Raw genomic sequence first — 14,888 nt, 5'->3', positions numbered from 1 at the left:
CCCACCGGCCGATCCCCTGCCGCCGGATCTCCAGCTAGCGGATCTCCAGGATCTTCTCGCGCATCGCGTACACCACGGCCTCCATCCTGGAGTGCAGCTGCAGCTTCTCCAGGATGTTGCGCACATGGTTCTTCACGGTGTTCTCCGAGATGAACAGTTCCTTGGCGATATCCCGGTTGTTCATCCCGGTGGCGACCAGCTTGAGCACCTCCAGCTCCCGGTCGGTGAGCCGGGGCGCGGGCACCAGCCGGCGCTCGTCGGTGCGCTGGATCATCGACTTGAATTCGGTGAGCAGCTTCGACGCCATGGAAGGGCTGATCTGCGACTGACCGTCGGCGACGGCGCGAATGGCCGTGGCCACCTCGTCGGTCGAGATCTCCTTCAGCAGATATCCCGTCGCGCCCGCCTTGATCGCGTCGTAGAGATCCGCTTCCTCGTCGCTGATCGTGAGCATGATGATTTTGGCGCTCGGCGCCACCTCCTTGATGGAGGTGCACGCCTCGATGCCGCCGCGCTTGGGCATGCGTACGTCCATGAGGACGATGTCCGGCAGCAGATCGGCCGCCTTGTCCACCGCCTCGGCGCCGTCGCCCGCCTCACCGACGACCTGAATGTCCTCCTCGGCCGCGAGGACGATCTCCAGACCACGCCGGAACAGAGCGTGGTCGTCCACCACAAGGACCCGGATCGGCTCCTTGCGCGGTGAGCCCTCGTCCGGGCCCGTGCCGGCGCCGCCATCGGCCGCGTCGGCGCCCTCGCCCCGCATCGGTCCGAAGCTGTCCGCCATCGTTCCTCCCCCTGAAGGCCGTGGCCCCGTCTTCCTGTACCGGGCCAACCCGAGGCGCCGGCACACCGGTTGACCCGGCACGGCCATGATTTCATGCCTCGGCGTCCGCGCGTCGACGGAGCGGTGCACGAAGGGGTCGCACAAGGGTGCCCCCGGGGGCGCACGCACGCTCCAGGGGCACCGGATGAGTGGGTTTTCGGACAGTCTGCCGACGGGACGTCCTGCTTGCGGAGGGGCCTGCCGGCGGGGCTGACCGGGCGGGCTCAGCCGCCGATCGCGTCCCCGGCGTCGGCGCTGCGCACGTCGGCGACCATGGGATCGCTGTTGAGGTGGATGACGCCGTAGTCGTAGGCGTGGCGCCGGTAGACCACGCTGGGTTCCTTGGTCTCGGCGTCGACGAACAGGTAGAAGTCGTGCCCGACCAGCTCCATCTCGTAGAGCGCCTGGTCGAGCGTCATCGGTGCCGCGACGTGGGTCTTCTCCCGGACGATCAGCGGGCCTTCGCCCTGGACCTCCAGCGAGCCGATCCTGGTGGTCTGCACTCCGCCGGCCTCGGCGTCGTCGCCGGACTGGGCGATCGAGCCGTCCCCGTTGAGCGTGGCGGCGTCCGGGACGTGCTCGGCGACCTCGGCGGCCGAGATCCGCTTCGTGCCACGCCGCGTCGACCGCTTGTCGTGCTGCTTGCGCAGCCGCGCGTCGAGCTTCTCCGTGGCCAGGTCGAGCGCCGCGTACGGGTCGCTCGCCGCGGCCTCCGCCCGGATCACCGGTCCGCGCGTACGCAGCGTGATCTCCACGCGGTCGCAACGGTCGGCCTGCCGGGGGTTGGGCTCCTTGGACACCTCCACGTCGAGGCTGATCACCTTGCCGTCGAGCTTCTGGATCTTCTCCAGATTCAGCTTGTCGGCCACGTGCTTGCGGAACCGCTCCGGTACCTCGGTCTTGCGGCCCTTGACGACGATGTCCACGCAGAACTCCGTTCCCGGATAACTCCGCTCGCTCGGCGGAGCATCTCCCTCTTGCACACGACTCCGGCCACTTCCGGAGCCTCGGACTCGGTGACTTCCACCTCCTCCTCCCCCGTGGACGAGATCTCCACCCCACCGGGACGGGTGATTGTCAAAAACTCTGCGCAATCTCCCGCATGGCATTCCGATATGCGAGGTGCGGCTTCCGTCTTTCCTGCCGAGTTCCTCACAACTGAACATATCTCGCCCGGACGGATGTCGTCACCCTCTACTGACGCGTACCTCCATTCAAGTGAATGAACCCTCTCTCTACCTGCAACGATGCAGATCCTCGGTCAGTTCCGGTTTATTTCGAAGGAATCCGGAGATGCGGAGACCACGGCTGCGCCCATAGCGATCGGTCCTGCCATTCCCGGACCCGTCGCGGCTTCTCCCGCGCCCGCCGGAGAACGCGTGACCGCGCGTATTGCACGCGCCGCCTCCGCCAAAGACGCGCCCGTCGTCATGAGGTCGTCGACCAGCACGATCCGGCCAACTTCCCCGAGCAGGGCGGACGCACCGCCCACCACGGCCAGCGCGCCGGACACATTGGCCCGGCGCTGCCGGGCGTCGAGCCCCGACTGGTCGGCCACGGCGCGCCGCTGCCGCAGCACGGCGAGCACCCTGACCGAAACGCCGTCACGGCGCAGTCCGGCCGCAGCCGCGTAAGCCAGTCGGCGTGTCGGATCGTGCCCGCGCGCCCGCACCGCCCAGGGCGCGGAGGGCACCGGCACCAGGGCCACGGCTCCCGCGCCGTCCACCGGCAGCCCGGCCCGCACCGCCCCGGCGAGCGCCTCGCCCAGCGGCCGGACCAGACCCAGCGCCCCACGCTCCTTGTGCGCGAGCAGCACGGCCCGCACGGGCCCCTGGTAGGGCGCCGCCGCGTGCACGACGGGCAGCCCCGGGGGCTTCGGCCGTGGCCGCACCCGCCCCGGCCCAGCACCGTGCACCGCCTGTGTGCACCTCGCGCACAGCGGCGTACGCGACCTGTCGCAGCCTGCGCACCGGGCCGGCAGCACCAGGTCGGAGAGGTCCTGCCACCACCCCCGCATACCCACCACTGTGCCAACATGCGCGCTGCGCGACCACCCCTGTGGACAACGGCCTGTGGACAACTGGACCGTACTGACCGGCGCCCGAATCTCCGCAGGTGAAGCACAGGTGAGAGCGCAGGTGAGAGCGGCCCCGGGGGCTCCGGACCGACCGGCTATCCCGGGTAGACCGGCGCCGTCCCGTCCTTCAGCACGGACTGCCAGGCGGACCCGGAGGGCAACCGCACGATCCCGTCGTCGGAGTGCGCCAGCAGCGGCAGATCCGTGTCGGCCGCCGCGATCTCGCTCACCCGGGTCAGCCCCGGCAGCGCCTGACCGGTCGGTGTCGAGCCGTCGGACTGCACGTACCGGATCTGCTGCAGCCCGCCGGGCTCCCGGCCCACCACCACGAGCCGGCTGCCGCCCGCCCAGGACACGGCGGTGACCTCTTCCATCTCCGGTGCGGCCAGGCCCAGGTCGGCCACCGAGATCTCGACGTCGCCGTCCGTCGTGCCGTGCTCCCGCTCGACGCGGCCGACCTTCAGCCGCGTCTTGCCGTCCTCGTTCACCAGCAGGGCGATGCGCGCGCCGTCGGCGGACATCTTCACCGCCTCGATACGGGCCTCGTCACCGAGGTCGCCGACCCGGACCTCCTGCATCCGGTCGGCCTGGCCCTGCCCGAACACGAGCAGGCGCGGGTTCTTCGGATCGCGGTCGGCCACCCACAGGTCGCCGTTCCCGTCCCAACTGGGCGTCGTGAAACCGTCCTTCTCGGCCTTGGCGCCGCTGTGGGCGAGCGCGTCCCCCAGCGAGGCGTTGGTGACCATGGACGCCACGTACAGCGAGCGCCCGTCGCCCGACACCGCCGCCGCCCGCTCCTGGTCGCGCGAGATCGCGACGGAGCGCATCCGCCGCTCACCCTCGCCCATCGGCCCCGCCACCGGCTCGGGCTTCTGGTGGGAGCCGCTGGTACCCGGCATCCGCACCAAGCGGCCCTTGTCGTCCAGGAAGTACTGGTACTCGGTCCCCTCCGAGTACCGCGGCGCCACCAGCGCGTCGGCCGCGGGCTTCGCGAGGGTGCACATCAACCGGCCGTCGGCGCGCTCCAGTTCGACATCGTCCACGCTCGACGACGACAGGTCCCGCAGCGAGTAGAGGATCTGGGCGGCCATCTTCTTGCACCGCGCCGAACCGATCGAGTCCGCGGTCTTGTTCAGCGGCACCGTCAGCTTGTTCGCGTCGTCGGGAGCCAGCGACTTCGTACCGGCGCGCAGCCCCGCCTTGAGCGGGAACGACGTCGTCACCACGGGGTTCAGCCAGCGCGTGGGCCCCGCGAGCACTTCCCTGACGGTCTCCGTCAGCGGATCCACCCACCTGCGGACGAAGACGGGGTCGGCGACGAGCCGGTTCTGACTGGCTCCGCCGGCGGACGCCGCGCCGGAATCCACCGCGTAGTAGTACTTGTTGACGGACTGATAGATCCGCTGGAAGTCGGTCTTCCCCAGGACGACGCCGTCCGGCGGGGTGTCGATCCGCCACTGCTTCGGCTTGCCCTTGGCGGTCTCGACCAGGCTCAGATGCAGCCGACCCTCGTAACGGTGGTCGGCCGGCCGGTACGCCTGCTCCTCGTCGAGGCTGGCGATCTGGGTCCCGGTCAGCTCGAAGCCGTGCCCGTCGTCCCCGGAATTCGCCCGGTCCGTCGAGGTCGCGCCCGGGGCTTCCTTGAGCACGACGGTCTGCCGCTCGGGATGCCAGGTCTTCGCGGCTTTGGACGTCAGATACTTGCGGGCCACCGCGTACGAAGGGTCGTCGCCGGTCAGCGCCTCGAGGAAACCCTCGACGATGCTCTTGGCCGCCGCGTCGTCCTGCGGCGGCAGCGCGAAGACACGGACCTGCGAGTCCGGGCGCTGCGACGCCTCCACCGATTCGAGTCCGCCGCTGTCCGGCATCGACGCGCACCCGGCGAGCACGATGGCGCCGCATCCGGCCAGCGCACCGCCCCGCACCCCGCGCCGCCGACGCGACGCCCGCTGCTCATCCACGACCGCCGTCGCTCCCCTCGTCACGCTCCGCCGGTCCACCGAGGCGGCCGCCGACGGCGACGTCTCCGTGCCACGGCGTGCCGGGCACCGGCTCGGACCCGACGGCCTCCACCGGACCCACTTCACCGACCGGACCGGCCTCGCCGGTCCGGTGCGTGCCGTCGCCCGGCTGGCGCGGCACGCTCAGCGCCCCGCCGCCCGACCCCGTACCTCCACCGCGCGAGACCACGCGCGCGCCGCTGCCCGGCAGCGCCGTGGGGTCGGCGGGCACCGCGGCCTGGCGCAGGCGCGGCGCTATCGGTGCCTGCGCGGGCGCCGGCGGCGCCTGGGCCGGCACCGTCGCGAGCTTCCTGTCCTGCGTGGCGCCGTCGCCCAGGCCCCGGTTGCGCCGGGAGTCCTCCGGCTCCAGCGGTATCGGCGACCCGCGCAACGGCTCGTCCGCCGTCCTCGGCAGCGTCAGCCGGAACTGCGAACCACCACCCGGCTCACCCCACGCCTGCAGCCAGCCGCCGTGCAGCCGCGCGTCCTCCAGGGCGATCGACAGGCCGAGGCCGGTGCCGCCCGTCGTCCGCGCGCGTGCCGGATCGGCCCGCCAGAAACGGCTGAACACCCGGGTCGCCTCGCCCGGCTTGAGCCCGACCCCGTAGTCGCGCACGGCGACGGCGACGGCGCCACCGGCGGCGGCGAGCCGCACGACGACGTCCCGGCCCTCACCGTGCTCCACGGCGTTCACCACGAGGTTGCGCAGGACGCGCTCCACGCGGCGGGCGTCCGCCTCGGCGACCACCGGCTGGTCGGCGCCGACGATCCGCACCTGCGTGCCCTTGCGCTCGGCGAGCGGCTCGGCGCCGCTGACGACCCGGCGCACGACCTCGCGCAGGTCGATCGGCTCGGCCTCCAGCGCGGCGGCCCCCGCGTCGAACCGGCTGATCTCCAGCAGGTCCGCGAGCAGCGACTCGAACCGGTCCAGCTGATCGGCGAGCAGTTCCGCGGACCGCGCGGTCACCGGATCGAAGTCGACCCGCGCCTCGTGGATGACGTCCGCGGCCATCCGTACGGTCGTCAGCGGCGTCCGCAGCTCATGGCTGACGTCCGACACGAAGCGGCGCTGCATCCTCGACAGATCCTCCAGCTGCTGGATCTTCAGATGCAGGTTCTGCGCCATCTTGTTGAAGGCTTCACCCAGGCGCGCGATGTCGTCCTCGCCAGTGACCTTCATACGTTCCTGGAGGCGGCCCGCGGAGAGCCGCTCGGCCACTCCTGCCGCCATCCGCACGGGCGTCACGACCTGCCGCACGACGAGCCAGGCGATGGCCCCGAGCAGCACGACCACGAACAGGCCCGCCGTCGCGAGCGTCCCCTTCACCAGGCCCAGGGACTTCTCCTCCTGGGTGAGCGGGAAGAGGTAGTACAGCTGGTAGGGGTTGCCCTCGGGATCGTTGAGGCGCTTGCCGATGACCAGGCCGGGCTGCGAGGCCTGACCCTCCTCGTAGATGATCCGCGTGTACTCCTGGGAGGCGCCGGTCATCCGCTCGACCCGCTCCCGCAGTTCCTCGGGCACGCTGCGCACCGGCTGCACGCTGCCGGAGCCGCGCAGGGCCCGTCCCTTGCCGCTGTCGGCGTCGCCGGAGCTGAGCGTGACGACGTCGAAAGCACCCTTGCCGCCGCTGGAGAGCTGGCTGACGAGATCGGTCTTCCAGGCGTTGGGCTCCACGCTGGTGCGGCTCTCCTCGGACGCGCCGTCCGAGGTCCCGGCCGTGGCCGAGTCCGCCTTGTCCTTGGCGGCCCGGAAGCCGCCCTCGGCCTGGCTCTGCGACGCCTTCACCTTGGCGTCCAGCAGTCCGTTGCTCACCGAACCGATGACGACGATGCCGAGCAGCAGCACCACACCCAGCGACATCACCAGCGTGGTGACGACGACCTTCAGCTGGATGTTGCGCCGCCACAGCCGCATCGCAGGCAGCAGCGGCCGCCGCACCCAGCGCGTGAACAGCCGGAGCACCGGACTGCCCTTCATTCCGCCCTGGAGCAGCAGACCACCGTCGAGCATGCGGCGCGACCAGGAATCCCGCCCGGCCGCCTGTCCCACAGGCCGCTCCGCGCGGGATCCCGGCTTCCCGGGCGCCGGAGCGGCACTGTTACGGGACATGTCAGCTCGGCCCTGCCTTGTAGCCGACACCGCGGACGGTCACCACGATCTCCGGCCGTTCAGGATCCTTCTCGACCTTCGAGCGCAGCCTCTGCACATGCACATTGACCAGGCGCGTGTCCGCCGCGTGCCGATAGCCCCACACCTGCTCGAGCAGCACCTCGCGGGTGAACACCTGCCACGGCTTGCGGGCCAGTGCCACCAGGAGATCGAACTCCAGCGGCGTCAGCGCGATCGACTGTCCGTCCCGCTTGACCGAGTGCCCGGCCACGTCGATGACCAGGTCACCGATGGCCAGCTGCTCGGGCGCGGGCTCCTCCGACCTCCGCAGCCGCGCCCTGATACGGGCCACGAGCTCCTTCGGCTTGAAGGGCTTCACGATGTAGTCGTCGGCGCCCGATTCGAGCCCCACCACCACATCGACGGTGTCGCTCTTCGCCGTGAGCATCACGATCGGAACCCCGGACTCCGCCCGGATCAGGCGGCACACCTCGATGCCGTCCCTGCCGGGCAGCATGAGGTCGAGGAGAACCAGATCGGGCTTGGTCTCACGGAAAGCGGCCAGCGCCTTGTCGCCGTCAGCTACGAACGACGGCTCAAAACCTTCACCACGCAGCACAATGCCGAGCATCTCGGCCAGTGCGGTGTCGTCGTCGACGACAAGGACTCGTCCCTTCATGGACCACATCATCCCATTAGCTCATCGTTACCTGGCGTGACCTGGAACACAGCTCACTCAGGCCCTCACCTGTCACAGGCGCCAACGCGCCCCACTCCGTGACGATCGCCGTCACCAAATCCGGCGGTGTCACGTCGAACGCAGGGTTGTACGCCTGCGTTCCCAACGGTGCCACCGGAATCCCGCCACCCGCCTCCACTCCCGCCAACGGCACCTGCGGCGCCGTGAGCTCCGTCACTTCATGTCCGGCCCGCTGCTCCACCTCGATGGACGCACCGTCGGGAGTCGCCAGATCCACCGTCGTCACCGGCGCCACCACGATGAACGGCACATGGTGATATCGCGCCAGGACCGCGAGCGGATAGCTCCCCACCTTGTTGGCCACCGAACCGTCGGCGGCGATCCGGTCCGCCCCGATCAGCACGGCATCCACCTCACCGGCGGCGAACAGCGACCCCGCCGCATTGTCGGTCAGCAGCGTGTACGCCATCCCGCTGCGCGCCGCCTCGTACGCCGTCAGCCTCGCCCCCTGCAGCAGCGGACGAGTCTCGTCCACCCACAGCCGGCGCAGCCGCCCGGCGCGGTGCGCGGCGCGCGCCACCGCGAACGCCGTGCCCTCACCGCCGGAGACCAGGGCCCCGGTGTTGCAGTGCGTCAGGATCCGGTGGTTCCCGCCGGGCAACAGCTCGTCGAGCAGCCGCATTCCGTGCTCCGCCATCCTGGCACTCGCCGCGGCGTCCTCCTGGTGCAGTGCCCGCGCGGCGGCGAGCGCGGCAGCGGCGGCCCGCTCCCGGACGGCCGCGCCGTCCGCCCCCGCACCGTTCCCGAACGCCGACCGGTACGCCGACTGTGCCCTGCGCACGCCGTACGCCAGATTGACCGCGGTGGGCCGCGCGTTCGCCAAAGCGTCCGCGGCCTCCTGCACGTCGAACCCACGAGCGGCGGCCAGGGCCACCCCGTAGGCCCCCGCGATGCCGAGCAGCGGAGCCCCGCGCACGGCCAGGGACCGGATCGCCTGCACCAACGCCTGCGGATCCGTGCACACCAGCTCGACTTCTTCTGCCGGAAGGCGCGTCTGGTCGAGCAACACCAGAACGGGCCCCTCCGCCGGTTCCTCCCAGCGGATCGCCTGTACGTCGATGGTCTTGGGCTGTTTGTCCTCGCTGAGCTGTATGTCCTCGCCGGATTGCGCGTACTGATCAGCCATCCGCCCAGTCTGCCCTTTGCGGCCCCGACAATTGAAGGTGTCAAGGCACTACGGGGCCAGGTCACGCCGAACCCACCCCATGGCACGATGGCAGCCAACCTGCCGCGGCGACCGCGGACGGGCACCTTGAAGGAGCGACGATGAACGACACTCCGGGCTGGGCCTCGCCCGGATCTGCCCCCTCCGACGGCCCCGACGACAAGCGCCAGGAGGGCACGAGCCAGAGCGGCGACGCTCAGGACGCCGCTCCCCAGGACGCCGCGGGCCAGGGCCCCCAGTGGTCCAAGGAGCAGCCGCCGCCCGCACAGTGGTCCGCCCCGTCCGGCTCTCCGGGCCCTTCCGGTCCCGGCCAGACCCCGCCACCGCCCCCGCCGGCTCCCGGCCAGGGCTGGGGCCAGGGCCCCGGCGGTCCCGGTCAAGGCGGCTGGGGCGCTCCCCCGCAGGGCGGCGGCCCCGGCGGCTGGGGCAACGGCGGATGGGGCGGCCCGCCCACCGCCGCCAAGCCCGGTGTCATCCCGCTGCGCCCGCTCGGCGTCGGAGAGATCCTCGACGGCGCGGTATCGACGATGCGCACGTACTGGCGCACCGTCCTCGGCATCTCGCTGACCGTCGCCGTGGTCACCGAACTTCTGGCGGTCCTCCTCCAGGGCTTCTTCCTCGACGACTCCGCGACCAACGCCGCGCTGGACAACCCGGACGCCACCCCCCGCGAAGTCCTCAACGCCGTGGGCGGGATCTTCATCGGCGCCGGTGCCGTCCTCGTCGTCACACTGCTCGGCACGATCATCGCCACGGCGCTGCTCACGACCGTCACCAGCCGTGCGGTCCTCGGCACGTCCGTCACCACCGGAGAGGCCTGGCGCGACGCCCGTCCGCAGGTCCTGCGGCTGCTCGGTCTGACGCTGCTGCTGCCGCTGATCGTCGGGGCGATCGTCTGCGTGGGCACCGTCCCCGGCATCCTCCTCGCCGCTTTCGGCTCGTCCGACGGGGGCATCGCGCTCGCCGTCATCGGCGGCATCGCCGGCTTCGTCGTCGCGGTCTGGCTGATGATCCGCTTCTCGCTGGCCTCGCCCGCGCTGATGCTGGAGAAGCAGACGGTCCGCAAGGCGATGGGCCGGTCCAGCAAGCTCGTCCGCGGCTCCTGGTGGCGGGTCTTCGGCATTCAGATCCTGGCGACGATCATCACCAACATCGTCTCCTCGATCATCCTGATCCCCTTCACCCTCGTCGCCGCGGCGGTCAGCGGGGGCGGCGTCGGGCTCCTCGACAGCACCGGCGACTCGGGCTGGGCCTTCCTGATCATCAGCGGCATCGGCTCGGTGATCGGCTCCACGCTCACCTTCCCGATCACCGCGGGCGTCACCGTGCTGCTCTACATCGACCAGCGCATCCGTCGCGAGGCCCTCGACCTCGAACTCGCCCGCGCCGCGGGCCTGCAGGGCTACGGGACCGCCCCCGGCGCCACCCCGGGGGGCTGATGCGGTGAGCGCGCCCGGGGGAGTGCTCATGGCGGCGGCCTGGCTGACGCGCGCCGGCGGCGACGAGCCGCCGGTGACGATCTCGCGCGATCCCGCGCGGGAAGCGGCCGAGCACGAGCTGTCCAAGCCCGCGTACCACCAGAACGATCCGAGCTGGTACATGCGGGCCCTGAACAAGTTCTGGGAGTGGATCGACAAGCTGCTCTCCGCCGCCTCCGGCGCGACACCGGGCGGCGCCGTCGGCCTGATCGTGATCGTGCTGGCGATCGTCGCCGTCGCGGCCGCACTGTGGTGGCGCCTCGGCACACCGCACCGCGCGCCCACCTCCACGGCCCGCCTCTTCGACGACCGCCCGCGCAGCGCGGCGGAACACCGGGCGGCCGCCGAGGCGCACGCCGCCCAGGGCCACTGGAACCAGGCCGTCCAGGAGCGGATGCGGGCCCTGGTCCGCTCCCTGGAGGAACGCGCCCTGCTCGACCCGCGCCCCGGCCGCACCGCCGACGAGGCGGCCACCGAGGCCTCCCGCGCGCTGCCGCAGCACACGGACGGGCTCCGCGCGGCGGCCCGCGACTTCGACGACGTCACATACGGCGGCCGCTCCGCGACCCCGGAGATGTACCAGCGCCTGACCGCCCTGGACACCGAGGCGGAACGCACCGCCCCGTCCCTCGCCGCCCCGGGGGCCGCACGGTGACCGACCCCAGCACCCCGAACCCGCACGCCGACCCCTCCCCGGGCAGCACGCCACCCCCGGCGCCGCCGTCCCCCACCCCGGACTTCTCCAAGCCCGGCCGCGCCACGCCCCCGACCGGCACCGGCACGGCCACCCTCACCGCGCCACCGCCACCACCTGAGGCCCCCGAACCGGCCCCTGGGGCCACCTCGGCCACCCCCACGGTCCGCCAGGTGTGGACCCGCACCCGAGGCATCGCCCTCGCCCTGGTCCTCCTCCTGGCCGCCGCGGTGGCCATCGCGGCCGTCCGCTCCGGCGAGAAGCACGGCGAGCTCGACCCGCGCTCCGCCGACCCGTACGGCAGCCGCGCCGTCGCCGCACTCCTCGCCGAGCGCGGCGTCGACACCCGGGTCGTCACCACGGCGGCCGAGGCCCGCGCCGCGACCGGATCGGACACCACCCTCCTCGTCGCCGTCCCCGACCTGCTCACGGCCCACCAGCAGCGCGGGATCGCGGAGGCCACCACCGGATCCGGCGGCCGTACGGTCCTGGTGGCCCCCAGCGCCGCGTCGGTGGAGAAGCTGGCCCCCGGGGTCACCGCGGACCCCGGGCCCAGCGCCGAGAGGACCCTCGCCCCCGACTGCTCCCTGCCGGCGGCCCGCAGCGCGGGCACGGCCGACACCGGCGGCGAGCGCTACAACACGGCGTCGTCCGAAGCCGACTCCTGCTATCCGAGCGACGGCATCCCCACCCTGCTCCGCCTGCCCGCGGCCACCGGCGACACGGTGATCATCGGCGCCCCCGACATCCTGCTCAACGACCGCCTCGACGAGCAGGGCAACGCCTCGCTCGCTCTCCAACTCCTCGGTACCCGCCCCCATCTGGTCTGGTACCTCCCCTCCCTCTCCGACGAATCCGCGGCTTCCGGTGCGCAGAACGACCGCAGCTTCTTCGACCTGATCCCCAAGGGCTGGCTCTGGGGCACGCTCCAACTCTTCGTCGCGGCAGCCCTCGCCGCCCTCTGGCGCGCACGCCGTCTGGGCCGCCTGGTCCCCGAGCGTCTCCCCGTCGCGATCCGCGCCTCCGAGACCACCGAAGGCCGCGCCCGCCTCTACCGCAAGGCCAACGCCCGCGACCGCGCGGCGAGCGCCCTGCGTATCTCCACCCGCACCAAGCTCGCCCCCCTCATCGGCATCCCCGTCTCCCAGGCCCACACGCCCGAGACCTTCCTGCCGGCCCTGGCCCGCCAACTCCCCACGCCCGGCCGGGACCTGCACGCTCTCCTCTTCGGTCCGCCCCCCACGACCGACGCGGCACTCATCGCCCTCGCCGACCACCTCGACGCCCTCGAAAGAGAGGTACGGAATTCATGATGGACCCGACCACTGACAACGCCGGGCCCACGAGCGATCCCCGCAGCTCACGGGCTTCCCTGGAAGCACTGCGCGCCGAGATCGCCAAGGCCGTGGTCGGCCAGGACTCCACCGTCACGGGCCTGGTCGTGGCCCTTCTGTGCCGGGGCCACGTCCTCCTCGAAGGCGTCCCCGGTGTGGCCAAGACACTCCTCGTCCGCTCCCTGGCCGCGTCCCTCGAACTGGACACGAAGCGGATCCAGTTCACCCCGGACCTGATGCCCAGCGACGTGACGGGCTCCCTGGTCTACGACACCCACACCTCGCGCTTCTCCTTCCAGCCGGGCCCGGCGTTCACGAACCTCCTCCTCGCGGACGAGATCAACCGCACGCCGCCCAAGACCCAGTCCTCCCTCCTCGAAGCGATGGAGGAGCGTCAGATCACGGTGGACGGCACCCCGCGTCCCCTCCCCGACCCGTTCATGGTGATCGCCACCCAGAACCCGGTCGAGTACGAGGGCACGTACCCGCTCCCCGAGGCGCAACTGGACCGCTTCCTGCTGAAGTTGAACGTTCCTCTTCCCACCCGCCAGGACGAGATCGACGTCCTCACCCGCCACGCGTCCGGCTTCAACCCGCGCGACCTCAAGTCGGCCGGCCTCCGCCCGGTGGCCACGTCCGCCGACCTGGAGACGGCCCGCGCCGCGGTGGCCAAGACCTCCATCTCCCCCGAGGTCACCGCGTACGTGGTCGACGTCTGCCGCGCGACGCGCGAGTCCCCGTCCCTCACGCTCGGCGTGTCCCCCCGAGGCGCGACGGCCCTGCTCTCGACCGCACGTGCCTGGGCCTGGCTGACCGGCCGCGACTACGTCACGCCCGACGACGTCAAGGCCCTCGCCCTGCCCACGCTCCGCCACCGCGTCCAACTGCGCCCGGAGGCGGAGATGGAAGGCGTCACCACGGACTCGGTGATCAACGCGATCCTCACCCACGTCCCCGTCCCCCGCTAGAGACCGGACGACATGGCCCTCACCGGACGCACGGCCCTGCTCGCAGCAGTGGGCTCCCTCCCCATCGGAATCTGGGAGCCCAGCTGGACAGGCATCCTGGCCGTCAACGCCCCCCTGGCCCTGGCCTGCGCCTGCGACTTCGCGCTGGCCGCCCCCGTACGCTCACTGCGCCTGACGCGCTCCGGCGACACGTCCGTACGTCTCGGCGATCCGGCCGATGTCACGCTCACGGTCACCAATCCCGGACGCCGTCCGCTGCGCGCGCAGATCCGCGACGCCTGGCCGCCCAGCACCTGGCGCAAGGGCATGGAGCACGACGCGTCCCGCCACCAGGTGACGATCCCGCCGGGCGAACGCCGCAGGGTCACCACCCGCCTCCTGCCCACCCGCAGGGGCGACCGCCGGGCGGACCGCGTCACGGTCCGCTCGTTCGGCCCCTTGGGCCTCTTCACCCGCCAGGGCACGCACGACGTCCCGTGGACGGTCCGCGTCCTGCCACCGTTCCACAGCCGCAAGCACCTCCCCTCCAAGCTGGCCCGCCTCCGCGAACTCGACGGCCGCACCAGCGTGTTGACCAGGGGCGAGGGCACCGAGTTCGACAGCCTCCGCGAGTACGTCCCCGGGGACGACACCCGTTCCATCGACTGGCGCGCGACGGCCCGACAGTCGTCCGTAGCCGTACGCACCTGGCGCCCCGAACGCGATCGCCACATCCTCCTGGTCCTGGACACGGGCCGCACGTCCGCCGGCCGGGTCGGCGACGCCCCGCGCCTGGACGCCTCGATGGACGCCGCGCTCCTCCTGGGCGCCCTGGCGTCCCGCGCGGGCGACCGCGTCGACCTGCTCGCCTACGACCGCCGCGTCCGCGCCCTGGTCCAGGGCCGCACCGCGGGCGAGGTCCTCCCGGCCCTGGTCAACGCGATGGCCCCGCTGGAACCCGAACTGATCGAAACCGACGCCCGAGGCCTCACGGCGACGGCCCTCCACTCGGCGCCCCGCCGTTCCCTCATCGTTCTTCTTACGTCGCTGGAGGCAGCCCCCGTCGAGGAGGGCCTGCTCCCTGTCCTGGCCCGCCTCACCAAGCGCCACACAGTGGTGGTGGCCTCGGTCGCCGACCCGGCCATCGAAACGATGGCGGCGGCCAGAGGCACCACGGACGCGATCTACGACGCGGCATCGGCGGCCCAGGCCACGGCGGAACGCCTCCGCACCGCGGAAAAGCTCACCCGCCACGGCGTCACCGTCGTCGACGCGACACCATCAGAACTGGCCCCGGCACTGGCAGACGCCTATCTGTCCCTGAAATCGGCCGGCCGCCTTTAACCCACCCACTGATCCACCACGGCCTCGTATAACGGGGCTGTGGACCGACCAGCCCCTTAAACGCAGAAAACCCCCGTGCCGATGGCACGGGGGTTTTCTCAAAATTTGTTCGGCGGCGTCCTACTCTCCCACAGGGTCCCCCCTGCAGTACCA

At 71.8% G+C, this 14,888-nt stretch carries 12 protein-coding genes; 5 read left to right on the top strand and 7 right to left on the bottom strand.

Going from position 1 to position 14,888, the window contains the following annotated elements; all coding sequences use genetic code 11:
* Positions 1-34 precede the first annotated feature (34 nt).
* The 7 genes from ACFVDP_RS17945 to mtnA form a co-directional block, all read right to left on the bottom strand.
* The gene (locus ACFVDP_RS17945) at positions 35-787 is read right to left on the bottom strand and encodes a response regulator (protein ID WP_383490459.1); all 753 of its coding nucleotides are present in this window, start codon (positions 785-787) and stop codon (positions 35-37) included.
* 263 nt (positions 788-1,050) lie between these two features.
* Positions 1,051-1,752: a ribosome hibernation-promoting factor, HPF/YfiA family gene (gene hpf / locus ACFVDP_RS17940; RefSeq protein ID WP_383490457.1), complete on the bottom strand. Its 702-nt coding sequence runs from the start codon at positions 1,750-1,752 to the stop codon at positions 1,051-1,053.
* 335 nt (positions 1,753-2,087) lie between these two features.
* Entirely contained in the window at positions 2,088-2,843 is a 756-nt protein-coding gene (locus tag ACFVDP_RS17935) for a ComF family protein (protein ID WP_383490455.1), read from the bottom strand.
* Between the two features lie 155 nt (positions 2,844-2,998).
* Positions 2,999-4,771: an LpqB family beta-propeller domain-containing protein gene (locus tag ACFVDP_RS17930; RefSeq protein ID WP_383490943.1), complete on the bottom strand. Its 1,773-nt coding sequence runs from the start codon at positions 4,769-4,771 to the stop codon at positions 2,999-3,001.
* An 85-nt stretch (positions 4,772-4,856) separates the two neighbouring features.
* The gene (gene mtrB, locus ACFVDP_RS17925) at positions 4,857-7,013 is read right to left on the bottom strand and encodes an MtrAB system histidine kinase MtrB (protein ID WP_383490453.1); all 2,157 of its coding nucleotides are present in this window, start codon (positions 7,011-7,013) and stop codon (positions 4,857-4,859) included.
* A gap of 1 nt (position 7,014) precedes the next feature.
* Positions 7,015-7,704, bottom strand: coding sequence for a two-component system response regulator MtrA (mtrA, locus tag ACFVDP_RS17920; protein ID WP_199836122.1), 690 nt, complete (start codon positions 7,702-7,704; stop codon positions 7,015-7,017).
* Positions 7,705-7,708: 4 nt separating this feature from the next.
* Complete coding sequence (gene mtnA, locus ACFVDP_RS17915) at positions 7,709-8,899, bottom strand: S-methyl-5-thioribose-1-phosphate isomerase (RefSeq protein WP_383490450.1); 1,191 nt, start codon at positions 8,897-8,899, stop codon at positions 7,709-7,711.
* A 140-nt stretch (positions 8,900-9,039) separates the two neighbouring features.
* On the opposite strand from mtnA, the gene ACFVDP_RS17910 reads away from it, so the two are divergent.
* From ACFVDP_RS17910 to ACFVDP_RS17890, 5 genes are all read left to right on the top strand, one after another.
* Positions 9,040-10,377, top strand: a complete 1,338-nt coding sequence (locus ACFVDP_RS17910; RefSeq protein WP_383490448.1) for a glycerophosphoryl diester phosphodiesterase membrane domain-containing protein — start codon at positions 9,040-9,042, stop codon at positions 10,375-10,377.
* Between the two features lie 28 nt (positions 10,378-10,405).
* Positions 10,406-11,071 carry a DUF4129 domain-containing protein gene (locus ACFVDP_RS17905; protein WP_383490941.1) on the top strand — a complete coding sequence of 222 codons (666 nt, stop codon included), beginning with the start codon at positions 10,406-10,408 and terminating at the stop codon, positions 11,069-11,071.
* Between the two features lie 212 nt (positions 11,072-11,283).
* Positions 11,284-12,423, top strand: a complete 1,140-nt coding sequence (locus tag ACFVDP_RS17900; protein WP_383490939.1) for a DUF4350 domain-containing protein — start codon at positions 11,284-11,286, stop codon at positions 12,421-12,423.
* Positions 12,423-13,412, top strand: a complete 990-nt coding sequence (locus ACFVDP_RS17895; protein WP_383490937.1) for an AAA family ATPase — start codon at positions 12,423-12,425, stop codon at positions 13,410-13,412. Before ACFVDP_RS17900 ends, ACFVDP_RS17895 begins: the two co-directional genes overlap by 1 nt.
* A 12-nt stretch (positions 13,413-13,424) precedes the next feature.
* Positions 13,425-14,735: a DUF58 domain-containing protein gene (locus ACFVDP_RS17890; protein ID WP_383490446.1), complete on the top strand. Its 1,311-nt coding sequence runs from the start codon at positions 13,425-13,427 to the stop codon at positions 14,733-14,735.
* Positions 14,736-14,888: the final 153 nt, after the last annotated feature.

The organism is Streptomyces sp. NPDC057694 (assembly GCF_042799415.1).
In the GTDB taxonomy this organism is placed as follows: Bacteria; Actinomycetota; Actinomycetes; order Streptomycetales; family Streptomycetaceae; genus Streptomyces.
This window is presented reverse-complemented; position numbering and strand designations above follow the sequence as displayed.

What these genes read in the sequence shown, in the direction of transcription:
- ACFVDP_RS17945 (WP_383490459.1), bottom strand. Translation starts at nt 787, where the DNA reads ATGGCGGACAGCTTCGGACCGATGCGGGGCGAGGGCGCCGACGCGGCC.
- ACFVDP_RS17935 (WP_383490455.1), bottom strand. Translation starts at nt 2,843, where the DNA reads ATGCGGGGGTGGTGGCAGGACCTCTCCGACCTGGTGCTGCCGGCCCGG.
- ACFVDP_RS17930 (WP_383490943.1), bottom strand. Translation starts at nt 4,771, where the DNA reads ATGCCGGACAGCGGCGGACTCGAATCGGTGGAGGCGTCGCAGCGCCCG.
- mtrB (WP_383490453.1), bottom strand. Translation starts at nt 7,013, where the DNA reads ATGTCCCGTAACAGTGCCGCTCCGGCGCCCGGGAAGCCGGGATCCCGC.
- mtrA (WP_199836122.1), bottom strand. Translation starts at nt 7,704, where the DNA reads ATGATGTGGTCCATGAAGGGACGAGTCCTTGTCGTCGACGACGACACC.
- mtnA (WP_383490450.1), bottom strand. Translation starts at nt 8,899, where the DNA reads ATGGCTGATCAGTACGCGCAATCCGGCGAGGACATACAGCTCAGCGAG.
- ACFVDP_RS17910 (WP_383490448.1), top strand. Translation starts at nt 9,040, where the DNA reads ATGAACGACACTCCGGGCTGGGCCTCGCCCGGATCTGCCCCCTCCGAC.
- ACFVDP_RS17905 (WP_383490941.1), top strand. Translation starts at nt 10,406, where the DNA reads ATGGCGGCGGCCTGGCTGACGCGCGCCGGCGGCGACGAGCCGCCGGTG.
- ACFVDP_RS17895 (WP_383490937.1), top strand. Translation starts at nt 12,423, where the DNA reads ATGGACCCGACCACTGACAACGCCGGGCCCACGAGCGATCCCCGCAGC.
- ACFVDP_RS17890 (WP_383490446.1), top strand. Translation starts at nt 13,425, where the DNA reads ATGGCCCTCACCGGACGCACGGCCCTGCTCGCAGCAGTGGGCTCCCTC.